Below are 21,431 nucleotides of genomic sequence, written 5' to 3'. Positions count from 1 at the left end.
ACGATGATGAGCGCCCGGTCGGTCGATCGCGCCCAGGTATTCTGCATCGTTCTGATCCTTGTTCTGGCGGCAGCACCCGCGTTCGCGGCCGAGATCAGCCCGGCCGTCATCGAGTCCGCCGAGCCATCGAAGAAGACTCTCTCGAACGAAAAGCCGACTCCGGCGGGCGTGCGGTTGCAAGTGCTTCTGGACAGGGCGCATTTCTCGCCCGGCGAGATCGACGGCAGGTTCGGGGAGAATGCGAAGAAGGCGCTACGCGCCTATGCGGAAGCCCGGCAGTTGCCGGGCTCGGAGGCTCCGACGGAGGAGGTTTGGAAGGCGCTGCGGGCGGACGAGCGGCCGGTCACGCTGACCTACACCATCACCGAGCGGGACGCGGCGGGTCCTTTCCTGAACAAGCTGCCGTCGAAGATGGAGGACATGAAGGACATCCCGAAGCTCGGCTTCACCAGTCCGCGTGAAGCCCTGGCCGAGAAATTTCACATGAGCGAGCAGCTTCTGGCGGCGCTCAACCCCGGGCGCCGTTTTGATCGCGCCGGCGACACCATCGTCGTGGTGGACACTGCCAGTGCGGGAGAGGGTGCGCCTGCAAAGGCGGACAGGGTCGAGGTCGACAAGGTCAGGCAGACCGTCAAACTGTTCGACAAGTCGAATGCGCTGATCGGATTTTATCCGGCGACTGTGGGAAGCGAGGACAAGCCGTCGCCCTCAGGCACGCTCAAGGTCACCGAAGTCAGCAAGAATCCGCTCTATCGCTACAATCCCGCCTATCACTTCAAGGGCGTCCGTTCGCGCAAGCCCTTTACCATCAAGCCAGGTCCGAACAATCCGGTTGGGACGGTGTGGATCAACTTGTCCGCCGAAGGCTACGGCATTCACGGCACGCCTTCGCCGGACAAGATTTCCAAAGCGGAATCTCACGGCTGCGTGCGTCTCACCAATTGGGACGCCGAACGCGTCGCAGGTCACGTCGCGAAAGGCACGCCGGTCGCCTTTGTGGAGGGCGCCAAGTGAGGGGCGCTCACACGGCGGTCGCCGGCCCAAGGCAACGAGCGCGTTTTCGGATTTCGGAATAGTCGCATAATGCCACTGTTTTGCCCGACGCGTCAAAACAGCTTGAGCTGCAGGAAAAACACCAATGAAAACAACGCCCGGCTACTGTGTATGGGGTTGTTTTGCGATTTTTTATCGAGCGGACGGATCCTGGCCTCAGGCTCCGCAGATGATCACGCCATACCAGCCGAGGCCGCGATAGGTCTCGTAGCCGGGTGTCGCATGGAACGCGATCATCGTGCCCGAGCGGTCGTGATAGAAGCCGGAGCGCTGGCCGTTCAGCGACAGCGAGATGCGCTCGCTCAAAATGCCTTTGCCGTCGGAGGCCGCGATCACGCGGAAATTGGAGTCGACCAGCAGCACGCGCGCCTTGTCGCTGTCGCCGACGCGCACGCCCTGGACGATGGCGCGGGCCTGCGGCTCCCAGTCGAAATGGATGGCGAGCACGCCGATCGGCGTGCCGTTGGCCTGGCCGCCGGCGCGGACGCTGGCGCAATAGGTCGCGACCTGCGCGTTGCCGAGCAGCGGCTGGTTCTCGACGTCGCCGGCGACATAGTCGTCGCCGGAGCGCAAGGTCCGCGCCTCGCGAAACCATTTGGTGTGGGCGATGTTCTGGCCGACGACGCGAAAGCGGTCGGCGCGGCCATTGGCGATGACGTTGCCGTCGAGGTCGCAGAGCCAGAGGTCGAGATAGACGGTGTAGGCGCCGAGGATGACGCCGAGGCGCTGCGAGGCGTAGGTGACTGCCGCCGGAGCGGGCGAGGAAGCGCAATCGACCACGGCGGAGTCGGTGGCCCACCACCGCACGTCGCAGGTGCGCTCATAGAGGTTGCGGTCGATCAGTTCGACCGCATTGAGCGACAGGTCGACCATGCGCTCGCCGCGCGAGCGCTGGCTCATGCGGTCGATCGAGGCGACGAGATCCCCGGTGCGTTTCGTCAATTGGGTTTCGAGCTCGCGCGCGATGGTCTCGACCTGTTGGCCGACGCCGCGCACCTCCTGCGCCACCACCGCGAAGCCCGCGCCTTGCGCGCCGGCGCGCGAGCTCTCGATCAGCGCGTTCAGCGCCAGCATCTTCATCTGGTTGGTGATCTGCTGGATCGCCTTGGTCTTGTCGACCGCGATCTGGTTGACCTCCGCGGTGAGGCGGTTGATCAGCGCGGAAATGTCGGAATCATCTTCAGCGGGTTCGGCGGCAATCGGCTTGGCTTTCAGACCCAGCGCAGCAGACATCGGGGAGTTCCCTTGGCAATGAGGCCTGATCTGCAATGAACCCGGAACAATCGCTTACAGATCGAATACGATTCTTTTTCGAGGATTCCGCCTAACGCCTGCTTAATTTGCTGTCCGGTGGAATGCCCAAATGATAGTCACTCCGGCCCGTCGGCTGGCCATCCACCGCTTTGTGCAGCCCGGCCGTTGCAAATCGCCGGGGTTTCCTGGCCAATCCCCTTAAGCCAGTGACCGGGCGCCTCGCGTGTTCGCCCGAACCTCGAGTTCCCAACAGATTGCCGCTCGTCATGACGCCGCCTACCACTGCCTTGCCCGTCGAAGCGCCCCAGGCGTTCCTGGGGGTGACGCGCTCGCTCACCGACAAGCTCTGGCGCGACCGGCTGGACGCCCGCGGGGCGGCCCAGGCGCTCGCCATTGTGCAGCGGCACCAGTTGCCGGAACTGCTGGCGCGGGTTCTGGCGGGGCGCGGGGTCGATATCGACGCGGTGCCGGACTTCCTGGACCCGACCATCCGCAAGCTCATGCCGGACCCCTTCACGGTGACGGAGATGGAGGCCGCCGCAAAGCGCATCGCCGATGCCGCGGCGAAGGGCGAGAAGGTCGCGATCTTCGGCGACTACGACGTCGACGGTGCGACCTCGGCGGCGCTGCTGGCCTGGCACCTGCGCCATTGCGGGCTCGATCCGCTGATCCACATTCCCGACCGGATTTTCGAGGGCTACGGGCCCAATACCGAAGCCGTGCGCGGGCTGGCCGCGAAGGGCGCCACGCTGCTCGTCACCGTCGATTGCGGCACCACGAGCATCGAGCCGCTGGCTGAGGCCAAGCGCCTCGGCATGTCCGTGGTCGTGATCGATCACCACCAGGCCGGGACGGAGCTGCCGCTGGTCGACGCACTGGTCAATCCGAACCGGCTCGACGATCTCTCGGGCCTTGGCCATCTCGCCGCGGTCGGTCTCGTGCTGGTGACGCTGGTCGCGGTCAATCGCGAATTGCGCCAACGCGGCTTCTGGAATGCGGAGATGCCCGAGCCCGATCTGCTCGGCATGCTGCATCACGTCGCGCTCGGCACGGTCGCCGATGTCGCGCCATTGATCGGACTCAACCGCGCCTTCGTCGCCAAGGGGCTGATCGCGATGCGGCGGCGCGATCATGTCGGCCACACCGCGCTGATGGACGTGGCGCGGCTCAACGGCCCGCCGGAGGCCTGGCATCTCGGCTTCATGCTGGGGCCGCGGGTCAATGCCGGCGGCCGGATCGGCCGCGCCGATCTCGGCGTGCGGCTCTTGCTCGAAGGCGACAGCGTCGAAGCCGCGCGGATCGCGGCTGAACTCGATCGCCTCAACACCGAACGCCGTGTCATCGAGCAGGCCGCGGAAGCGCAAGCCGAGGCCGAGGCGCTGGCCTCGATCGGACTGGAGGACAAGCTCGGCGTCATCGTCACGGCGTCCGAAGGCTGGCACCCCGGCGTGGTTGGCCTCGTCGCTTCCCGTCTGAAGGAGAAGTTTTCGCGGCCCGCCTTTGCGATTGCACTCGAGCCCGGCGGCATCGGCACCGGCTCGGGCCGCTCGATCGCCGGCGTCGACATCGGCAAGGCGGTGCGGCAGGCGGTCTCCGACGGCATCCTGCTCAAAGGCGGCGGCCATGCGATGGCCGCGGGCGTGACGCTGCGCAAGGAGAAGCTCGCCGAATTCCGCGCCTATCTTGAAAATGCGCTGGCGCGCGACGTCGCGGAGGCGCGCCACGTCAACGAGCTCTATATCGACGGCGCCGTCTCTGCGCGCGCAGTGACGACGGAGCTTGCGGCGACGCTCAACCGCGCAGGGCCCTTTGGCAGCGGCAATCCGGAAGCCGTGCTGGCGCTGCCGGCGCATCAGCTCGTCTATGCCGATGAGGTCGGCCAGGCGCATCTGCGTTTGCGCTTCAAGTCCGGCGATGGCGCCATCGTCAACGGGATCGCCTTCCGTTCGGTCGGACAAAAACTCGGCAACGCGTTGGTCGCCAATCGCGGTCAGCAATTGCATGTCGCGGGATCGTTGTCGGTCGACCGCTATCAGGGCGCCGAGCGTGTGCAGTTCCGCGTCATCGACGTCGCGCTACCGGACCAGGGGCCATCCGTGATTAAGTAGCGGCCTCAAACAACAAAAAAGGGAGTGAACATGGCAGGGCAGGTTGAGGGCAAGGTCGCGCTGGTGACGGGCGGCGCCTCCGGCATCGGCGAGGCGATCGTCGAGCTGTTCGCGCGCGAGGGCGCCACCGTGATTGCAACTGATATCGATGAACTACGCGGGCCCGAGCTCGCTAAACGTATCACCAGGGCCGGTGGCACGGCGATCTTCCTGGAGCAGGACGTCACCAGCGAGGAACGCTGGATCGAGATCGTCGCCGAGATCGCCAAGCGCTACGGCCGGCTCGACATCATGGTCTCCAATGCCGGCATCGGCATTGCCGTGCCCTCGATCGTCGACATGACACTCGGTGACTGGCGCAAGCAGAACGCGATCAACCTCGATGGCGTGTTTCTCTCGGTCAAGCATTGCCTGCCTTTGATGCGCAAGACCGGCGGCGGCTCGATCGTCATGATGTCCTCGCTCGCGGGCCTGCGTGGTGCGCCCGGGCTGTCGGCCTATTCGCTGACCAAAGGCGGCGTGCGGCTGTTTGCGAAATCGATCGCGATGGAGTGCGCGGCCGTGGGCGATGGCATTCGCGTCAATTCCGTTCATCCCGGCATCATCGACACTCCGATCTGGGGCAAGATCCCGACGGGGGCGACCGGCAACCAGGGCAATGCGCCGATCGATCCGGAGGAACGGGCCCGGGTCGTCACGCCGCTTGCCCGCGCCGGGCAGGCCGCGGAGATTGCCTCCGGCGTGCTGTATCTGGCGTCAGATGCCTCGCGTTACGTCACCGGCAGCGAGCTCGTGATCGACGGCGGTATGAACGCCGGCGGCGTGCCGCGGCGGCAATAAGCCGCCGCGCGGGCTGCGAAGGGCAGGGTGGCGCCCGCGGAGGCTGACGCGCAGGCGTCGGCCCTGTACAAGGCGGGCAGCTCTCGACCGACAAAGGTGTCCTTCGCCATGGCGCACAGCCTTCACTCCTCGTCATCCACGCCGGCGCCATTCCGCTCGAACCGGCCGGACCTTGCCACCGACGCGATCCGCACCGCGCGCGAGGATCTCGCCGCCTGCTTCCGCATGGCCGCGCGCAACGGCTTTGAGGAGGGCATCTGCAATCACTTCTCGGCTGTGGTGCCGGGCCACGACGACCTGTTTCTCGTCAACCCCTACGGCTACGCCTTCCGCGAGCTGACCGCGTCAAAGCTCTTGATCTGCGACTTCCACGGCAACGTGCTCGACGGCGAGGGCGTACCCGAGGCGACGGCGTTCTACATCCACGCCGAGATGCACAAGCGCCTGCCGCGCGCCAAGGTCGCGTTCCACACCCACATGCCCTACGCCACCGCGCTGTCGATGACCGAGGGCGATCCCCTGATCTGGGCCGGCCAGACCGCGCTGAAATTCTACGGCCGCACCGCGGTCGACCGCGACTACAACGGCCTTGCGCTCGACAACCGCGAAGGCGCGCGGATCGCATCCGCCGTCGGTGATGCCGACATCGTCTTCATGAAGCATCACGGCGTGATGGTGCTGGCGCCGACCATCGCGGAAGCCTGGGACGATCTCTACTACCTCGAGCGCGCTGCCGAGGTGCAGGTGCTGGCGATGTCGACGGGACGCAAGGTGCTGGCCGTCGATCCCGCGATTGCGGCCGAGACCTACAAGCAGATGCGCGAGGGCGATTCCGAATCCGCGCGGTTGCACCTGGCTGCGATCCGTAGACAGCTTGATGCTGAGGAGCCGCAGTACAGGCACTGAGGCAGGGGGCGCGTCACCCACAGTGTCATTCCGGGGCGCGCCGCTTGGCGCGAGCCCGGAATCCATTTTTCTGCGTCGCTTGCTGCACGATGGATTCCGGGCTCGCGCCGAGTGGCGCGCCCCGGAATGACCGGCTGCTACGACCCCTGCCGCAGCCGCGCCAGCACCTTCAGCCCGCCATAGCCGTCCGCCGGCGTGATCCCCGCGCGTTGTTGGAAATCCTTGATCGCCTTCATGGTGTCGTTGCCGACGCGGCCGTCGGTGCCGCCGGTGTCGAACCCGGCCTTGGTCAGTCGCGTCTGCATCTCCTGGACCTCGGCGAGCGTCAGCGCGCGCTCGGAGCCGGGGAAGGGCTGGATGAAGGGCGGTGCTCCCAGGCAGCGGTCGCCGAGATGGCAGATCGCCAGCGCATAGTTCATCGAGGGATTGTAGCTCTTCACCGAGTAGAAATTCGGCCCCAGCAGGAAGGTCGGTCCGCCCGTGACCGGCGTCCAGATCTGTGCGGTCGCGGAGGGTTGTGGAAACGGCAGGCCGTCGGCGCGGGTGACGCCGGCGGCCTGCCATGCCGCATAGGTGCGGCTCCCGCTCATGTCGCCGGATGCGCGCACCTCGTAGCCCCAGTGCTCGCCGCGGCGCCACTTGCCGCGATTGACCAGGTACTTTGCCGTCGAGCCCAGCGCGTCGTCGGGCTTGCCGAATGGTGACACCTTGCCGTCGCCGTCATAGTCGATGCCGACATTGAGCCAGACTTCGGGCATCCATTGCGAATGCCCCATCGCACCGGCCCAGGAGCCCTTCATCTCCTCCGGCGTGCTCCAGCCCTTGTCGACGATGCGCAGCGCGTTGATCAGCTCGGTCTCCCAATAGGCCTTGCGGCGCGGCTCGTTCCAGGCGAGCGCGGCGAGCGAGGGAAACACCGGCGTCATGTGGTTCTGCTGCACCAGCGGATCGCCATAGGCGGACTCGACGCCCCACAGCGCCAGCAGCGTGCCGCGCTCGACGCCGAAGTCGCGCTCGATGCGTGCGAGCAGGGCCTCGTTGTTCTTCAGCGCGATCTTGCCGTTGATGATGCGCCAGTCTGAGACGCGGCGGTTGATGTATTGCCAGACCTGCTCGTGGAATTCGGGCTGGTTGCGCATCTGCTTGAACACGCTCATGTCGGGCTCGACCCGCGCCATTGCGCGCTGCCAGGTCGCGGCCGAAATGCCTTTCGCCATTGCGCGTGCGCGAAAAGACTCGCGCCATTCGTCGAAGCCTGGCGGCGTGGCGAGGGCGTAGGTGGGTGACGCGGCGAAGGCTGCCGCGCCGAGCGCGGATTTCAGCAAGGTGCGGCGGGTGGGCGAGGAATCAGCTTGTTTCATGGACACATTGTAGCGGGAAACAAGGCTCCTGTGAGCCGGTTCCTGGAACGTAGGGAACAGGCGCCCCGCCGCACGTTCCCCGATTTTTCGGTCAGCCGCTTTACGGTCGGTTCGCTCTTGTCATGCAGAATGCGCGCATGCGGGAGCTGTTCGACATCATCCGTGCCAATCCCTGGCCGTTCGGCGCAGGGCTGTTCGTCGTGATCCTGATGATCATTGCGGAAAACTTTGGCCGAGGCATTCAGGGCGATGGCGCCGTCGGCGACTTGTCGGATGCCGATGGCGGCGACGGAGGCTTCGGCGACCAGGGCTAGTCCCGGCGCGGTCTAGTCGTCCTGCAAATCGGCCGCGATTCCGGCGAGCCAGCGCCGGACCGTTGTTTCCGCCTTGCTATCCAGATTCCGGGCGATGCGCTTCTCCAGCGCGATTACCCGATCCCGGCAAGCCTTGAGCAGCGTCGCGCCGCGCGGCGTCAGCGTCCATTGCTGGATGCGGCCGTGGACGGGATGAGGCGTCATCGCAATCGCGCCGTCGCGTTCGAGGTTGCGGATGATGACGCCGACCGTCTGCGGCGTCAGGAAGGTGAGGCGGGCGACGTCGGCGCCCGACAGGCCTGGATAGGCGTTCAGCATTGTCAGCACGGCAAATTGCGGCGAGGTCACGCCGAGATCGGCGAGCGTCCGTTCCATCGTCAGGCGGACCGCGGCATGGGCCTGGCGCAGCAGATAGCCGAGATAGCCTTGCTCGCCGCGTTTGCCTTCCCCCGGGGTGGGCACGCGGACCGCACTCCCGTCGGAAGCGGCGGAGGCCTTCCGCGGGCTTTTCGATCTTGTGAAGTCAGCGGCCTTGCGCGGCATATAAGAGCTCTTATACAGTATAAGTACTCTTACAATAACATGAGGTGCACGGCAATGTCACACGCCCGCAGCGAATATGAGGATTTCAAGCGGATCGCGCCCGATGCGTATGATCTGGTGCTGGCGCTGGGCCAGGCTGCGGCCAAGGCCGGCCTCGACAAGCAGCTTCTCGAGCTGGTCAAGTTGCGCGCCTCGCAGATCAACGGCTGCGCCTTCTGCGTGCAGCATCATATCCTGCTCTCGGAGCGCATCGGCGTGCCGGTGGACAAGCTCAATCTGGTCGCGGTCTGGCGCGAGGCACCGATCTACTCGGCGCGCGAGCGTGCGGCATTGGCCTGGACCGAAGCCCTGACCTTCCTGCCCGACGGCGTCAGCGACGAGGTCTACGCGGAAGTGACCAGCGAATTCTCCGAGTCCGAGCTGATGTACCTGACCTCGGCGGTCGCCTCGATCAACGTCTGGAACCGGTTTGGCGCGGCCTATCGCTGGACGCCGGCGAAGCGGCCGGTCGCAACGAATGCCGCCGCATCCTGATTGCCATCAGGGAAAAAGGGGAGGTTGTCATGACAGCAATGAGTCTGGCCACCACGCAACGCCCGGTGCCGTCGCGTTCAATGGCGCTGGCCGTTGTCGGCGGGCTCGCCTGCGCACTCGCGATCGGCAAGGCGCTGCCGCTGACGATGGAGACCGTATCCGGCGCGCTCGCGCCGCTCTGCGCGACAGCCGCGGAGAGTTCGCCGCTCGACAAGGTCGAGCCGATCGGCTCCTATGCATTGCCGAACGTGCCGGGCAAGCGCGTGACCATCGTGCGCGTTTTCTACGGCCCCGGCGGATTTACGCGGCCGCATCGCCACGCGGGCTCGGTGACCGCCTACGTCACCAAGGGCGAGATCCGCTCCCAGCTCGGTGGCGGCCCGGTCGAGACGTTTGGCGTCGGCCAGTCCTTCTTCGAGCCGCCCGGCGCGACGCATCTGGTGTCGGCGAATGCCAGCGCCACGCAGCCGGCGGAATTGATCGCGGTGTTCGTGGCGGACGAGGGCGCGCAGCTGACGACGTTTCTGGACTAGTTCGTAGCCCGGGCGAGCGAAGCGACACCCGGGAACAGTCGTCGTGAACATCCCGGATAGCGCTTCGCGCATCCGGCCTACACGATCTCCGTGCTCCGCGATCTCGTCAGCCGCCATACGACGCCGGATCGGGATTGTCGGACGGGTGCTCGAACGACTTCTTCATCGACACCGGCATCGGCACGTGGAAGTTCAGGCCGCGCGGCGGCACCGGCTCCATGAACCATTTGTTGTAGATCGTCTCGATCTCCGGGCTCTTGTAGAGTTTTGCCGTGGCACGATCGACCACGGCCTTGAACTGTGCGTCGTCCTTGCGCAGCATGATGCCGTAGGGCTCCGGATCGGAAAAGGCGCCGGAGCTGATGGCGTAGAGCGACGGATCCTTCGCGGAGGCGATCATGGCCGCGAGCTGGATGTCGTCCATGACGAAGGCCTGGGCCCGGTCGGTCTCGACCATCAGGAACGCCTCGGGGACGTCCTTCGCATTCATGACGTTGATCCCGAGCGAGCGCGCTGCGTTGGCCTTGTTGAGCTGGGTGATGTTGGTGGTGCCCGCGACCGAGACGACGGCCTTGCCCTTGAGGTCATCGACCTGGTCGAGCTTCGATGCCTTCTTCGACACGAAGCGGCTCGCCGTGAGGAAATGCGTGTTGGTGAACCACACCTGCTTCTGGCGGTCGGCGTTGTTGGTGGTCGAGCCGCATTCGAGGTCGATGGTGCCGTTCGCCATCAGCGGAATGCGGTTGGACGAGGTGACGAGGTTCTCGTTGACCGCGAGCTTGTCCAGCTTCAACTCGGCCTTGATCTCCTCGACGATCTTCATGCAGATGTCGATGGCGTAGCCGACGGTCTTCTGCTTCTCGTCGATATAGCTGAAGGGCACTGCACTGTCGCGCACCCCGAGCGTGATTGCGCCGGTGTCCTTGATCTTCTTCAGCGTACCGGTCAATTCCTGCGCATGAGCCGGCACGGCGAATGCGACGGCCACGATGACCGCCGTGGTAAGACAACGCATGTGCTTCCCTTTCTCCAGTTTGCTTGCGGCAAGCCAAGCAATTCTGGGGCCAGAGAAGGCCGGGTCGTTCGGGAGGTCCGGACGCCGATCCGGTCGAGCCTCATTCGCCGAAAGGGTCGTCATGGGAAAGGGCGTCATGGGATCGTCATCGAGGCGCGCCGCGCGGTGAGGCGCGAGCTGCCTCAATTATCCTCGCTGCTCGAGCCTTCGCGCTGATCCGGCTTGATCACATCCTCGGGCAGCGCATGTGCCACGGGCTGAGGAGTGCCCGCGATCTCCGGGCCGACCTCGCGGCCGCGGGCGCGGATCAGGCGCTCATAGGCGGAGACCAGCGTGATGTAGGGGCTGACCCAGATCCAGCCGTCGCGGGTGAACACCTGGACGTCGAAATGCAGATGCATCGACGTGCCGGCGGGATGGTCGAGATAGTTCGAGACCAGGCCGATCTTCTCGCCTTCGATCACGAGGCGGCCGTTGAGCACGCCGTCGGCGTTCATCACCTGCGGGTTCATGTGCATGTAGCGGAAGCGCATGTGCTCGGTGCGGCTGTTGATCTCGAGCGTCGCGGCCTGGTCCTTGGACGCGCGGATCACGATGGCGTCGCGCACGGCGACGACCGCGCGCTGCTTGGGATCGCAGGGGGCGCGACCTTCGCCGGGCGGCGGGCACTCGGCGGCGCGGATGTCCTCGCCCTGGTGGCCGTAACCGCCGCCGCATTGCCAGACTTCGAAGCTGCGGGACTCGCAGAAATTGTCGCGCCAGGGGTAGGCCGTCGGACTCTCGTTCTTGTCGCGCCTGCCGTAGGATTGCGAGCGCACGAAAGCGGGCGCCTTCTCCAGCGGGAAGCGGATCTGCGCATAGGCCATCACGTCCGGATGGCCGCTCTTGTTGCGGTAGCCGGTGTTCGGGATGATGTCGCCGCTCGGCCGGTAGCTGAAATCGGCCGAGCGCCCTGAAGGACGATCGATGATGTCGGAGGCAACGTCCATCAGCGGCCGCATGCGCTGGCCGCCGGCGACGCGCAGCGCCTTCAGGAAGCGTTCGGCAACCGGATAGGCCTCCTTGCAGGCAAGCCGCCGCGGTTTTGCGACACTGTCCAGGCACTGGATGGAGACGACATAGGCGACGCCGAACCGAGTGAAGGCGTAGCGCACATAGCCTTCGCGGATGAACCTGCGCAGGTCCGGATAAAGGGCTGCAAGCGGCTTGACCGGCTCACCCTTGCCGCCGGCGGGATCGGCGATGTCATAGAGCAGTGCGGAGCCCGTGATCTGCACCTCGACGGGTCTTGCGAAGACACGCGTCGGCATGCCGTCACCGGCGCCGGGCTCGAGCGAGAAGCTCGCGCTGTATCCCGCGGGGCCGGCGTCGAACATATCGACGGGGTTGAAATCAGCCTGATAGCGCGACAGCGACAGGCTCGGCGGCGCGCCGTTGCGCTGGGCCTCGCGATAGGCGCCGGCGTCGAACGGCAGCAGCACGGGCACGGAGCTGCGGGCAATGCCCGTGAAGAATTGGGAGGAGATTGCGTTGAGCTGCACCAGCGCCGGCATCGCCCGCGGATCGTAGCGCGGCACGGAACGGCGAGGCACGAAGATGAAATCGTCCGCGGCCCGGGGGTGGCTGTTGATCTCGGTGCGGAGCTGGTCGAGCGCTGCGCGCCAATCGACGCGCAGGGCCGTGAGCGAGGGGCTGCGGAATTCGTCCGCAGCGAGCCGAGTGGCGGTGAGGAGCGACAGCGACGCCAAAAGAAGCGAGACGAAGCGGAAACTCTTCCTACCCACTGTCTCGCCCCCCGGCGGCACCTGTTCCGATCCTCGATCCCTGGCTTAGTCCTTGGCGCGCTCGGAGTAGGAGCCGTCTTCGGTCATCACCACGATGCGAGTACCGACGGCGATGTGCGGCGGCACGGTGGTGCGGATGCCGTTGGAAAGCACCGCGGGCTTGTAGGAAGACGAGGCGGTCTGGCCCTTGGTCACCGGCTCGGTCTCCACCACTTCCAGCGTCACGCGCTGCGGCAGCGCGAGCGAGACCACGTTGACGTCGTGGGTCGACAGCTTGACGGTCATGTCTGGCTGAAGATAGGCGGCCGCGTCGCCGACCACGTCCTTGGAGACCTGGACCTGGTCGTAGGTCTCAGGGTTCATGAAGTGGTAGCCGTCACCGTCTTCATAAAGGAAGGTGAAGTTGCGCTCTTCGATAGTCGCCTTTTCGACCTGGTCGGTGGTCTTGTAGCGCTCGGAGATCTTTACCCCGTCCGAGATTCGGCGCATTTCGATCTGGCTGACCGGGGTGCCCTTGCCGGGATGGATGTTCTCGGCGCTCACGACGACATAGAGCTTGCCGTCTTGCTCGATCACGTTGCCCTTGCGAATAGAACTGGCGATGACTCTCAAAGCTGTATTTCCTGCTTGCTTGGCCCGGCTCCGGCCAGGACGTGGTCAAATTGATGGGGGACTTGGGGCCTCAAATCAGACCTCGGCGCCCGTTTCGGGCCGCAACATACTGATTTTGCCGTTGGATGCCAGCACTTTGCTGATGGCTGGGGTGGTCGGTTAATGGCCGGGGACAAGCCGATTTCGCCGTTCTGGTCGCCCGAGCGCCACCTCGACCGGCGGCCGTTCCTCCAGGCGAGGGGAGCCGTGACCGGGGCTTTACGGGGCTTTTTCGCCGAGCAGGGCTTCATGGAGGTCGAAACCTCCGTTCTTCAGGTCTCCCCGGGCAATGAGACCCATCTGCACGCCCCCCGGACCGAGATCGTGCGGCCCGACGGCAGCCGGGCCAGCCGCTACCTGCGGACCTCCCCGGAATTTGCCTGCAAGAAGCTGCTGGCGGCGGGCGAGCCCCGAATCTTCGAGTTCGCCCGGGTGTTCCGTGACCGCGAGCGCGGCGACCTGCATCTGCCCGAATTCACCATGCTGGAATGGTACCGGGCCGGTGCGCCTTATGACGCCATCATGGCCGACACCGTCGTGGTCATCGCCCGCGCGGCGCAGGCGACCGGGATCGGGACCTTCTCCTTCCGCGGCCGGACCGCCGATCCCTTCGCCGAGCCGGAGCTCCTGACGGTCGCAGGCGCCTTCGAACGGTTCGCCGGCATCGATCTGCTGTCGACAATCTCGGGTGACGAGGGTAACCGTGCCGCGCTCGCCCAAATGGCCGGCGGCAAGATCCGCGTGGCCGGAGACGACACCTGGTCGGACATCTTCAGCAAGGTTCTGGTCGAGCATGTTGAGCCGCATCTGGGACAGGGGCGTTTGACCATTCTGTTCGAATACCCATCTCCCGAGGCGGCACTGGCGCGCGTGAAGGCCGGCGATCCCAGGGTCGCCGAACGGTTCGAGGTCTATGCCTGCGGCGTCGAACTCGCCAACGGTTTTGGCGAACTGACCGACGCCGAAGAGCAGCGCCGGCGCTTCACCGAATCGATGGCGGAGAAGCAGCGCCGCTATGGCGAAGCCTATCCGCTGGACGAGGACTTTCTGGCCGCGGTCGCCGCAATGCCGGAGGCGAGCGGCGTCGCGCTCGGCTTCGACCGGCTGGTGATGCTGGCCAGCGGCGCAACGCGGATTGATCAGGTGGTGTGGACACCCCCTGCAAATGAAGCGCTGAGTGAAACATGACGAAGACCAATCTTGCACGCACCTTGCGCGAGCCGGCCGAGCTCGTGGCCGAGCACCTCGCGCCTGCCGCGGCGCTGCCCGCACTGGAGCGCGTTGCCGCGCGCTATGCGGTCGCGATCACGCCGGCGCTGGTCGAGCTGATCGACACATCCGATCCTGACGATCCCATCGCCCGCCAGTTCGTGCCGACCGCCGCGGAACTCGAGATGCAGCCGGGCGAGAGCGCCGATCCGATCGGAGATCACCCGCATTCGCCGGTCCCGGGCATCGTGCACCGCTATCCCGATCGCGTGCTGTTCAAGCTCGTTCACGTCTGCGCGGTCTATTGCCGCTTCTGCTTCCGCCGCGAGATGGTCGGACCCGGCAAGGACAACGCGCTCTCGGACAGCGCTTATCGTGCTGCCGTTGATTACATCCGCGCGCACGACGAGATCTGGGAGGTGATCCTGACCGGCGGCGATCCCCTCATGCTGTCGCCGCGCCGCATGAGCGAGATCATGGCCGATCTCGCCGGCGTCGATCACGTCAAGATCATCCGCCTTCACACCCGCGTGCCCGTCGCCGACCCCGCGCGCGTCAGCGACGAGATGGTCGCAGCGCTGAAGGTTGCGGGCGCGACCACCTGGGTTGCGCTGCATGCCAACCATGCACGCGAGCTCACGGAAGGCGCCCGCGCAGCCTGCGCGCGGCTGGTCGATGCCGGGATTCCCATGGTCAGCCAGTCCGTGCTCTTGCGCGGCGTCAATGACAACGTCACGGCCTTGTCGGATTTGATGCGAGCTTTCGTCGAATGCCGGATCAAGCCGTACTATCTGCATCACGGCGATCTCGCACCGGGCACTGCGCATCTGCGCACCACGCTGGCGGAGGGGCAGGAGCTGATGCGGCAGCTGCGCGGGCGGGTGTCAGGACTTTGTCAGCCTGACTACGTCATCGACATTCCCGGGGGTGCCGGCAAGTCGCCGGTGGGGCCGAACTATGTGTTGGCGGCACAAAATACCGCACCCGACGCACGTGAAGCGGCGACGGAAACGCGCTATCGTATCGTGGACTATTGCGGGGACGTTCATCTCTATCCGCCCGAGACGTGAGTGGTGACGGAGTGGACGCCGGTTTGAGCATGGAGGAACGCAAATGAAGAGGATCATCGTGGCCGTGTCGCTCGTGGTCTTGCTCGGCGGCGCGGCAGTGGCGCAGACCGGCAGCAAGGGATCGACCACCACGTCGGGACCGTCGGCGGGCAATTTGCCGCCTGCACCCGTCGGTCATCGGCAGCCGCGCGCCGGCGACGTGCCGAACGAGAAGAATCTGAGCGACCCGAACGATCCCCTCAGCAAGGAAAACCAGGCGCTCGACAAGAAGATCAAGAGCATCTGCCGCGGCTGCTAGGCCGCGTCGGTGCGGGCAGGGCGCGACAGCTCGCCCCGCCCGCGTTTGCTTTGGCCTTACGCCGAGCGCTCGTGCAGCCCCGCGCGCTGGGCGTTGCGCCGGATTTCGACCGCATCGGCGAGCTGCTCGAGCACAGTTGCCGTGGTCGCCCAGTCGATACAGCCGTCCGTGATGCTCTGGCCGTAGGTGAGCGGCTTGCCCGGAACCACGTCCTGGCGGCCGGCGACGAGATTGCTCTCGATCATCACACCCATGATGCGGTTCTCGCCACCGGAAATCTGGCCGGCAATGTCGGCCATGACCAGCGGCTGGTTCTCCGGCTTCTTGCTCGAATTGGCGTGGCTCGCATCCACCATCACCAGCGGCGCGACGCCGGATTTCGCCAGCTCGTTGCAGGCCGCCGCGACGCTTGCCGCATCGTAGTTCGGCGTGCTGCCGCCGCGCAGGATGATGTGGCAGTCCTCGTTGCCCGCGGTCGAGGCGATTGCCGAGCGGCCGAGCTTGGTCACCGCCATGAAATGATGCGGATGCGAGGCCGACTTCACCGCGTCCGCCGCGATCCGCACATTGCCATCGGTGCCGTTCTTGAAGCCGACCGGGCAGGACAGCCCGGAGGCCAGCTCGCGATGGATCTGGCTCTCGGTCGTGCGCGCGCCGATCGCGGCCCAGGACACGAGGTCGGCGATGTATTGCGGCGTCGTCATGTCCAGGAATTCCGCGCCGGCCGGGAGGCCGAGATTGTTCACCGCTGACAGCACGTTGCGCGCCAGCCGCAGGCCCTTGTTGATGTCGAAGCTGCCGTCGAGATCGGGGTCGTTGATCAGGCCCTTCCAGCCGACGGTGGTGCGCGGCTTCTCGAAATAGACCCGCATCACGATCTCGAGCTGGTCGGCGAGGTCCTCGCGCAGTTTTGTCAGACGCTCGGCGTAGTCGAGCGCGGCCCGGGGATCATGCACCGAGCACGGGCCGACCACCACCAGCAGGCGGTCGTCCTGGCCGGTGAGGATGGCATGGATGGCGTTGCGCGCCGCCATCACCACACGCGTTGCGGTGAGCGTGCGCGGGACCTCTCGCATCACCTCATCCGGCGTGCTCAGCTCTTTCAGTTCACGGATACGAAGATCGTCAGTCGTGCTCAGCACGGCGGGCTCCTGCTTGGTTGAACCTGCCGGCCAATAAAAAAGCCGCCAGGTCTGGCGGCTGTTCGGACGTTTGCTTCAATATTTCAGATTGAGCGCGATCCTCCTGCCGCCAGCGAGCTGTCGTAGCTAAAGTACCAAAAATAGCTGGTGGCAACGGTGATCATGGAAGGCCATATAGCGTGCCATTGGCGGGTTGTCACCCCCCCAATCGGCTTGACGGACGGCGAGACCCCTCAGGTGTTGCTGTTGCGTGCCGCCAGCGCCATGCCGATCAGGGTGGCGCCGCCGAACAGCAGGTTGATACCGACGAGCACGCCGATCGCCCATTCCGCCGAGCTTGGCAGCCCCGTGATCACCATGAACGAGATCGCGATGTCGACGAGACCGGAGATCAGGAGCCACGACCAGCGGCCGCTCAGTTCGCGGCGGTGCTCGAGTGCGTACATGATGGTGGCGACGCCCTCGGCGAGGAAATAGGCACCGAGCACGATGGTCAACGTCAGCACGGCCTGCATCGGCCGCGCCAGCAGCAGCATGCCGGCAAGCACGGCCAGCGCGGCCGAGATTAGCGACCACCAGAAGCCCGGCGTGCTGCGCGCCCAATAGGTCACGATCAGCCCGCCGATGCCGCTGATCAAGAACATCCAGCCGAGGAAGATCGCGATGGCAAGGCTTGCGAGCGGTGGCAGGATCAGTGCGGCGACGCCGAGAACGGCGAGCAGGATGCCCTCGAACAGGAAGGCCTTCCAATGCGCCTTCACAGTCTTGCTCATCGCGGATTGCAGCCGTGAAAGATCTTCAGGCAATGTCATCGGCAGGCTCCGGATCGAAGGGTGTGTGCTCAATCTAGTATGCGCGCAGCGGGCTTGCCATCCCGCGGCTCAACCGCCGCCGTGCGCGGACGAAAAACCTTCGCCGCTGGTGCGAATGCGGTTGCGGCCGAGAATATAGATCGCCGTTGTGACAATCAGAAGCGCGAGGCCGAGCAGGATCGAGACGAAGCCGATCGGGATCAGGGCCAGCGTCAGATTGCGCTCGGGGTTGATCAGCCAGTGGTGGATCGAGGTCAGCACGAAGGCGAGGCCGAGAAAGCCGACGCCGCCGCCGGCCAGCAGCAGCGCCCACATCCGGCGCAACTGGCTGAGCCGCTCCCGCGCAACGTCCGTGCGGGGCGCGTGGTGGCGCGCGACGCGCCGCACCAGGCGGATGGCGAAGGCGATCGAGCTGAAGCCGACCAGGAGGCTCGCGGCGCCCAGCCACATCCGCAGCGTCGGGTCCAGATCCGGCATCCGCTGGAGGGTCAGCAGCGGGAAGTCGAAGGCCGAATGCAGCGCGAGCGGGCCGGCGAAGATCAGCAGGCGGCTGGAGAGACGGGCCCAGTCGCGATGGTGCCGGTTTGCGCCCAGCGCCGTGCCGGCACGGGCGATCGTCAGGTAAGCGCCGGCGATGATGCCGAGCGCGCCGTGGAACGGCACGGTGAGGACGCTGCGCAAGGCGGCGAGCGAGCGCCACATCTCGGCATGCTGGACGAGATAGGCGAGGTTCTCGTAGGCGGCGAAGCCGAGGCCGACCGCGGCGCCATAGACCACGGTGTCCATCGGATTGGCGAAGGTCCGCCGCTTGGTCGAGGAGACCAGCACGATGGCGACCACCTTGACGGCCTCCTCGGGCAGCGCGACGCCGAAGATCGAATGCATCGCCAGCGCCGCCCAGGGATTGTCGGGGGCTGCAACCATCTTGGCGAAGGGGGCGCGGGCGAGGCCCAGCAGCGAGATGCTGGCCGCGCCGAGCAGGAACGCGGTCCAGACCTGGGCCGGTGGTCCCGGGCGCTCTTCGGCGGCAATGACGAGCCACAGCATCAGCAGCGCCGGGGCGATGGCGGCAGTTCCGATGACGGTGGGTAAAGCTTCAATCAGATACATCGGCGCCGAAAATAGGTTCCCTTGATCCGCTTATCTACAATCACCGCTGCGACCATGTGTCATGCGCTTGCTGTCGCCTCGCTTAACGGGCGTGACAGCTCCCGTTCATCCGCACCGCAGGGACCGAATGCAGCGACAATCAATTGCGTATCGGGCCTGTTGGTCATCAACGCGCCTGTTGGTCCTGGATAGTCGCGATCGCATGTCCAGGATCGGGCCGCGATTGGCAAGCCAAATCAAGGAAATGCACCGGTTTCTTCGATTCACGATGCTCGTCTCCCGGCGGCGAGTCTGGCAGGCGTGTCGTCCGCCAGAACAACGCGCGGCCGGGTAGATCGGCCTAGTCACGCTTCCTTGTGCGCCGGCGGGACGATGTGGCGGTACGGCGAGCCCGCACCTGCTCCAGCTGCCAGAAGACGCGCACGAGACACGAGCCCAGGCAGAACACGATCAGCAGCAGCAGGAAGGCTTGATCGACGGCGGCGACATGGATCATGGCGATAGCCAAGCAACGTGCATGCCATGCGTTCCTGCAGCGGCCTGCGCTCGGCGCAACCGCGCCTCCTACCAGGCGTTGCTTGCGGAGGCTCGAATCGGCGCGTTGCCACAGGGCGATCGGGGCTGCCGCTGCCAGCCTTCAGTGCGTGGTGAACGGCGGCGCCGCCTCGGGGGCGATGTCGAAGGCGCCGAGATGGAATTCCTCCCCGATGGACTCGTCCGGCTCGGCGTGCTGCGCGAGCAGCGTGAACGCGGCCTGCGGGTATTGCTTCCAGATCTCGAGATCGCCGGCGGTGATGGTGAGCCAGCCGAACGTATACATGTAGCGGCCGGGCTCGGTAACCCGGCCGACCCTGTCCCAGGTGATCTTGTCGACTGCCATTCGGTCCCCCGATCGCAAATCTGCAAATGAGGTCCGGCGCGAGGCACAGACCCTCAAAAGCTGATCCCGCAATGGGGCCGCGATAGGGCAGAGATGCGGAGGCAAGACGGCCCCGGAGGGCCGCCGCCTGCCGGTCAGCGCGTCGAGGCCGCCTGCGCTTCCGACGCCCGCTCCAGCTGACGGTGCGAGGCGTGGAAGACGTCGTGGACGAGGCCGATCTTCTCCATGCCCAAGATGATCAGGCCGTTGAGATCGATCTCCCACCAGGCGTGCGAGATATAGGCGTCCCGCGGGAAGCGGTGATGGTTGTTGTGAAGGCCCTCGCCGAAGGTGAGGATCGTGGTCACGAACTCGTTGGTCGAGGCGTCGTCGACCTCGAAGCGGCGATAGCCGTAGGCATGGCAGACCGAGCCGGTGAGCTGGCTGACGAGGATCAGCAGATAGGCCCGGAGCAGGCCGGAGAACAGCACGCAGCCGATCATGGTGTGCACGCCGCCGAAAACGTAGCCGATGAAGCCGGGGATGAAGACGGCCGACATCCCGTACCAGACCCAGCGAGTGCGGACGAAGAACATCGCGATCGGATCGGCGAGGATGTCCTTGGCATAGTATTCGTTGTCGGTGGTCGCCTGGTCGAACACCCAGCTGCCCTGGGCGTGCAGGAAGCCCTTGAGCGCGCTGACATAGCGATTGCCGAAGCCGTCGAATTGCGGGCTGTGGGGGTCGCCCACGTCATCGGCATAGAGATGGTGGCGGCGGTGGTTTGCGACCCATTTGGCGATCGAGCCCTGCACCGCCATCTGGGCGATGGCGCAGAAGAAGACGCGCATGATCGGGCCGGTGCGGAAGCTGCGATGGACGAACAGACGGTGCATGCCGGCGCCGATGCCGAATGTCGTCAGCGCGAACATCCAGGCAAACGTAAACAGCTCGACCTTGCCGATGCCCTGCGTGACGGCCCAGATGATGCCCGCGACCGCGCCGACATAGAGGATGCCGAGGAGGAGATAGCTTTCGCGCAGCTTGGCTTTGACGAGCGGTCCCTCGGTCACGACACCGGGGGGAAGCTGCGGCTTGGCGGCGGTGGGCGCGCTCTGAGCGGTCTTTGCCTGGGCGAACTCAGCGTCAGCGATGGACATTCCGGGACTTCCAATACGTTAGGCCCGCAATGATTGCGGACGTACTGGATCACACCCTATCGCGCAGGGCTTGCCGCCTCCAGCGTTTCGTTAAGAAAGAGTTAAGATGGAACCAGCCGGTCTCAGGCCGGCTGCGGCACGGGCGAGCGCACGATCAGGCGGACGACGTCGTCCCACTGCTGCTTCTCGGCGAATTTGACCGCAAAGCCGTTGTCGAACTTGCGGATGACGCGGCCGACGCAGGCGCCGACCGCAAGCGGGGTACCGATCGGCGGATCGTATTCGCAGGATATTGCGACGCCGGCGGTGGAGACGTCGATGATGAAGCAGGGATGGGTGCTGCCGTCGGCGAGCGTCAGGAAGTGTGCGAGACCTGCGGAACGAAGCGGGCGTCATTGCGCAGCTCCTGGACGCTGGCGTCCCTCTGCTTCTTCTCCAGCCAGGTCAGCTTCTCCGACATCCAGGCGCGCCGCGCCCGCGTCATGTCGAGTTCCATCAGGAAGCCCGACTTCAGCGTCGCGCTGATCGTGCACTGGAATTCGCCGAAATCCTGGAAGTACGAGGTCACGCGCTCGCCGATCTTGCCGACAACAGGCACGTCCACAATCATGCGGAACGGCGAGACGCGCTTGGTCCGGCAGGCGAAGGTGCGGAGCTTGCCCTCACAATCGTACCAGCGCGGCAGCGAGTAGCTGCCGCTCACGGTGACTTCCACTGCACGCTGCCTGAGGAATTCTGCGATGGACATCCGCGCCAATCGGGTTTCGGAGTATTTCCGTACTTCCACGGTAGCGGTCAAATTCTAAGTAAATGATACCGCCGCTCAGGAGCAGGGGTAAATTTCCGGTAAACGCGTGGCCCGGTCACGCACCGGC

At 65.5% G+C, this 21,431-nt stretch carries 22 protein-coding genes and 1 pseudogene; 10 read left to right on the top strand and 13 right to left on the bottom strand.

Annotated elements, in window-relative coordinates; translation table 11 throughout:
- The first annotated feature begins 6 nt into the window (after positions 1-6).
- The gene (locus ACVWW6_RS30335) at positions 7-1,014 is read left to right on the top strand and encodes a L,D-transpeptidase family protein (RefSeq protein WP_456681922.1); all 1,008 of its coding nucleotides are present in this window, start codon (positions 7-9) and stop codon (positions 1,012-1,014) included.
- A gap of 195 nt (positions 1,015-1,209) precedes the next feature.
- On the opposite strand, the gene ACVWW6_RS30330 is transcribed toward ACVWW6_RS30335, so the two are convergent.
- The gene (locus ACVWW6_RS30330; RefSeq protein ID WP_456681921.1) at positions 1,210-2,286 is read right to left on the bottom strand and encodes a methyl-accepting chemotaxis protein; all 1,077 of its coding nucleotides are present in this window, start codon (positions 2,284-2,286) and stop codon (positions 1,210-1,212) included.
- Between the two features lie 287 nt (positions 2,287-2,573).
- On the opposite strand from ACVWW6_RS30330, the gene recJ reads away from it, so the two are divergent.
- From recJ to ACVWW6_RS30315, 3 genes are all read left to right on the top strand, one after another.
- Positions 2,574-4,415 carry a single-stranded-DNA-specific exonuclease RecJ gene (gene recJ, locus ACVWW6_RS30325; RefSeq protein ID WP_456681920.1) on the top strand — a complete coding sequence of 614 codons (1,842 nt, stop codon included), beginning with the start codon at positions 2,574-2,576 and terminating at the stop codon, positions 4,413-4,415.
- A gap of 30 nt (positions 4,416-4,445) precedes the next feature.
- The gene (locus ACVWW6_RS30320; RefSeq protein WP_456681919.1) at positions 4,446-5,255 is read left to right on the top strand and encodes an SDR family NAD(P)-dependent oxidoreductase; all 810 of its coding nucleotides are present in this window, start codon (positions 4,446-4,448) and stop codon (positions 5,253-5,255) included.
- Positions 5,256-5,363: 108 nt separating this feature from the next.
- On the top strand, positions 5,364-6,161 hold the full coding sequence (locus ACVWW6_RS30315; protein WP_038967118.1) for an aldolase: 798 nt from the start codon (positions 5,364-5,366) through the stop codon (positions 6,159-6,161).
- A gap of 137 nt (positions 6,162-6,298) precedes the next feature.
- On the opposite strand, the gene ACVWW6_RS30310 is transcribed toward ACVWW6_RS30315, so the two are convergent.
- On the bottom strand, positions 6,299-7,522 hold the full coding sequence (locus ACVWW6_RS30310) for a lytic murein transglycosylase (RefSeq protein ID WP_456681918.1): 1,224 nt from the start codon (positions 7,520-7,522) through the stop codon (positions 6,299-6,301).
- A gap of 137 nt (positions 7,523-7,659) precedes the next feature.
- Between ACVWW6_RS30310 and ACVWW6_RS30305 the strand changes: the two genes are divergently transcribed.
- Positions 7,660-7,836, top strand: a complete 177-nt coding sequence (locus tag ACVWW6_RS30305; RefSeq protein ID WP_166466011.1) for a hypothetical protein — start codon at positions 7,660-7,662, stop codon at positions 7,834-7,836.
- A 12-nt stretch (positions 7,837-7,848) separates the two neighbouring features.
- Here the strand turns inward: ACVWW6_RS30305 and ACVWW6_RS30300 are convergent, their stop codons facing one another.
- Entirely contained in the window at positions 7,849-8,379 is a 531-nt protein-coding gene (locus ACVWW6_RS30300; protein WP_456681917.1) for a MarR family winged helix-turn-helix transcriptional regulator, read from the bottom strand.
- Between the two features lie 54 nt (positions 8,380-8,433).
- Here ACVWW6_RS30300 and ACVWW6_RS30295 point away from each other — a divergent pair, with 54 nt between their 5' ends.
- Together ACVWW6_RS30295 and ACVWW6_RS30290 are read left to right on the top strand one after the other, a co-directional pair.
- On the top strand, positions 8,434-8,913 hold the full coding sequence (locus tag ACVWW6_RS30295) for a carboxymuconolactone decarboxylase family protein (RefSeq protein ID WP_028171301.1): 480 nt from the start codon (positions 8,434-8,436) through the stop codon (positions 8,911-8,913).
- Positions 8,914-8,942: 29 nt separating this feature from the next.
- A complete protein-coding gene (locus tag ACVWW6_RS30290) occupies positions 8,943-9,446 on the top strand; it encodes a cupin domain-containing protein (protein WP_028171302.1) in 504 nt (167 codons plus the stop codon).
- 106 nt (positions 9,447-9,552) lie between these two features.
- Here the strand turns inward: ACVWW6_RS30290 and ACVWW6_RS30285 are convergent, their stop codons facing one another.
- The 3 genes from ACVWW6_RS30285 to efp all read right to left on the bottom strand — a co-directional run bounded on the left by ACVWW6_RS30285 (position 9,553) and on the right by efp (position 12,857).
- Positions 9,553-10,461, bottom strand: coding sequence for an amino acid ABC transporter substrate-binding protein (locus ACVWW6_RS30285; RefSeq protein ID WP_456681916.1), 909 nt, complete (start codon positions 10,459-10,461; stop codon positions 9,553-9,555).
- Between the two features lie 182 nt (positions 10,462-10,643).
- Positions 10,644-12,266 (bottom strand): M23 family peptidase, encoded by a 1,623-nt coding sequence (locus ACVWW6_RS30280; RefSeq protein ID WP_456681915.1) that lies wholly within the window; start codon positions 12,264-12,266, stop codon positions 10,644-10,646.
- Between the two features lie 24 nt (positions 12,267-12,290).
- A complete protein-coding gene (gene efp / locus ACVWW6_RS30275) occupies positions 12,291-12,857 on the bottom strand; it encodes an elongation factor P (RefSeq protein WP_011087158.1) in 567 nt (188 codons plus the stop codon).
- A gap of 162 nt (positions 12,858-13,019) precedes the next feature.
- On the opposite strand from efp, the gene epmA reads away from it, so the two are divergent.
- From epmA to ACVWW6_RS30260, 3 genes are read left to right on the top strand one after another with little or no spacing between them, the layout of a single operon-like run.
- On the top strand, positions 13,020-14,084 hold the full coding sequence (gene epmA / locus ACVWW6_RS30270) for an EF-P lysine aminoacylase EpmA (protein WP_011087159.1): 1,065 nt from the start codon (positions 13,020-13,022) through the stop codon (positions 14,082-14,084).
- Entirely contained in the window at positions 14,081-15,175 is a 1,095-nt protein-coding gene (locus tag ACVWW6_RS30265; protein WP_456681914.1) for a lysine-2,3-aminomutase-like protein, read from the top strand. The genes epmA and ACVWW6_RS30265 overlap by 4 nt, the downstream gene beginning before the upstream one ends.
- Positions 15,176-15,218: 43 nt before the next feature.
- Entirely contained in the window at positions 15,219-15,473 is a 255-nt protein-coding gene (locus ACVWW6_RS30260; protein ID WP_038967121.1) for a hypothetical protein, read from the top strand.
- A gap of 56 nt (positions 15,474-15,529) precedes the next feature.
- On the opposite strand, the gene ACVWW6_RS30255 is transcribed toward ACVWW6_RS30260, so the two are convergent.
- The 7 genes and pseudogenes from ACVWW6_RS30255 to ACVWW6_RS30225 all read right to left on the bottom strand — a co-directional run bounded on the left by ACVWW6_RS30255 (position 15,530) and on the right by ACVWW6_RS30225 (position 21,304).
- Complete coding sequence (locus tag ACVWW6_RS30255; RefSeq protein WP_304565136.1) at positions 15,530-16,615, bottom strand: 3-deoxy-7-phosphoheptulonate synthase; 1,086 nt, start codon at positions 16,613-16,615, stop codon at positions 15,530-15,532.
- 233 nt (positions 16,616-16,848) lie between these two features.
- Positions 16,849-17,427 (bottom strand): HdeD family acid-resistance protein, encoded by a 579-nt coding sequence (locus ACVWW6_RS30250; protein WP_456681913.1) that lies wholly within the window; start codon positions 17,425-17,427, stop codon positions 16,849-16,851.
- A 69-nt stretch (positions 17,428-17,496) separates the two neighbouring features.
- Positions 17,497-18,537, bottom strand: coding sequence for a PrsW family glutamic-type intramembrane protease (locus tag ACVWW6_RS30245; RefSeq protein WP_011087163.1), 1,041 nt, complete (start codon positions 18,535-18,537; stop codon positions 17,497-17,499).
- 340 nt (positions 18,538-18,877) lie between these two features.
- Positions 18,878-19,033: a hypothetical protein gene (locus tag ACVWW6_RS30240; protein WP_202633014.1), complete on the bottom strand. Its 156-nt coding sequence runs from the start codon at positions 19,031-19,033 to the stop codon at positions 18,878-18,880.
- A 141-nt stretch (positions 19,034-19,174) separates the two neighbouring features.
- Complete coding sequence (locus ACVWW6_RS30235; protein WP_038967122.1) at positions 19,175-19,417, bottom strand: hypothetical protein; 243 nt, start codon at positions 19,415-19,417, stop codon at positions 19,175-19,177.
- Between the two features lie 134 nt (positions 19,418-19,551).
- Positions 19,552-20,556: an acyl-CoA desaturase gene (locus ACVWW6_RS30230; protein ID WP_028171309.1), complete on the bottom strand. Its 1,005-nt coding sequence runs from the start codon at positions 20,554-20,556 to the stop codon at positions 19,552-19,554.
- 122 nt (positions 20,557-20,678) lie between these two features.
- Positions 20,679-21,304: pseudogene (locus ACVWW6_RS30225) on the bottom strand (PilZ domain-containing protein).
- Positions 21,305-21,431: the final 127 nt, after the last annotated feature.

The sequence above is a fragment of the Bradyrhizobium sp. USDA 3311 genome (assembly GCF_054062495.1).
This window is presented reverse-complemented; position numbering and strand designations above follow the sequence as displayed.

What these genes read in the sequence shown, in the direction of transcription:
- ACVWW6_RS30240 (WP_202633014.1), bottom strand. Translation starts at nt 19,033, where the DNA reads ATGATCCATGTCGCCGCCGTCGATCAAGCCTTCCTGCTGCTGCTGATC.
- ACVWW6_RS30330 (WP_456681921.1), bottom strand. Translation starts at nt 2,286, where the DNA reads ATGTCTGCTGCGCTGGGTCTGAAAGCCAAGCCGATTGCCGCCGAACCC.
- ACVWW6_RS30265 (WP_456681914.1), top strand. Translation starts at nt 14,081, where the DNA reads ATGACGAAGACCAATCTTGCACGCACCTTGCGCGAGCCGGCCGAGCTC.
- ACVWW6_RS30300 (WP_456681917.1), bottom strand. Translation starts at nt 8,379, where the DNA reads ATGCCGCGCAAGGCCGCTGACTTCACAAGATCGAAAAGCCCGCGGAAG.
- ACVWW6_RS30285 (WP_456681916.1), bottom strand. Translation starts at nt 10,461, where the DNA reads ATGCGTTGTCTTACCACGGCGGTCATCGTGGCCGTCGCATTCGCCGTG.
- ACVWW6_RS30310 (WP_456681918.1), bottom strand. Translation starts at nt 7,522, where the DNA reads ATGAAACAAGCTGATTCCTCGCCCACCCGCCGCACCTTGCTGAAATCC.
- ACVWW6_RS30235 (WP_038967122.1), bottom strand. Translation starts at nt 19,417, where the DNA reads ATGGCAGTCGACAAGATCACCTGGGACAGGGTCGGCCGGGTTACCGAG.
- epmA (WP_011087159.1), top strand. Translation starts at nt 13,020, where the DNA reads ATGGCCGGGGACAAGCCGATTTCGCCGTTCTGGTCGCCCGAGCGCCAC.
- ACVWW6_RS30295 (WP_028171301.1), top strand. Translation starts at nt 8,434, where the DNA reads ATGTCACACGCCCGCAGCGAATATGAGGATTTCAAGCGGATCGCGCCC.
- ACVWW6_RS30260 (WP_038967121.1), top strand. Translation starts at nt 15,219, where the DNA reads ATGAAGAGGATCATCGTGGCCGTGTCGCTCGTGGTCTTGCTCGGCGGC.
- ACVWW6_RS30250 (WP_456681913.1), bottom strand. Translation starts at nt 17,427, where the DNA reads ATGACATTGCCTGAAGATCTTTCACGGCTGCAATCCGCGATGAGCAAG.
- ACVWW6_RS30335 (WP_456681922.1), top strand. Translation starts at nt 7, where the DNA reads ATGAGCGCCCGGTCGGTCGATCGCGCCCAGGTATTCTGCATCGTTCTG.
- recJ (WP_456681920.1), top strand. Translation starts at nt 2,574, where the DNA reads ATGACGCCGCCTACCACTGCCTTGCCCGTCGAAGCGCCCCAGGCGTTC.
- ACVWW6_RS30245 (WP_011087163.1), bottom strand. Translation starts at nt 18,537, where the DNA reads ATGTATCTGATTGAAGCTTTACCCACCGTCATCGGAACTGCCGCCATC.
- ACVWW6_RS30320 (WP_456681919.1), top strand. Translation starts at nt 4,446, where the DNA reads ATGGCAGGGCAGGTTGAGGGCAAGGTCGCGCTGGTGACGGGCGGCGCC.
- ACVWW6_RS30230 (WP_028171309.1), bottom strand. Translation starts at nt 20,556, where the DNA reads ATGTCCATCGCTGACGCTGAGTTCGCCCAGGCAAAGACCGCTCAGAGC.
- ACVWW6_RS30305 (WP_166466011.1), top strand. Translation starts at nt 7,660, where the DNA reads ATGCGGGAGCTGTTCGACATCATCCGTGCCAATCCCTGGCCGTTCGGC.
- ACVWW6_RS30290 (WP_028171302.1), top strand. Translation starts at nt 8,943, where the DNA reads ATGACAGCAATGAGTCTGGCCACCACGCAACGCCCGGTGCCGTCGCGT.
- ACVWW6_RS30315 (WP_038967118.1), top strand. Translation starts at nt 5,364, where the DNA reads ATGGCGCACAGCCTTCACTCCTCGTCATCCACGCCGGCGCCATTCCGC.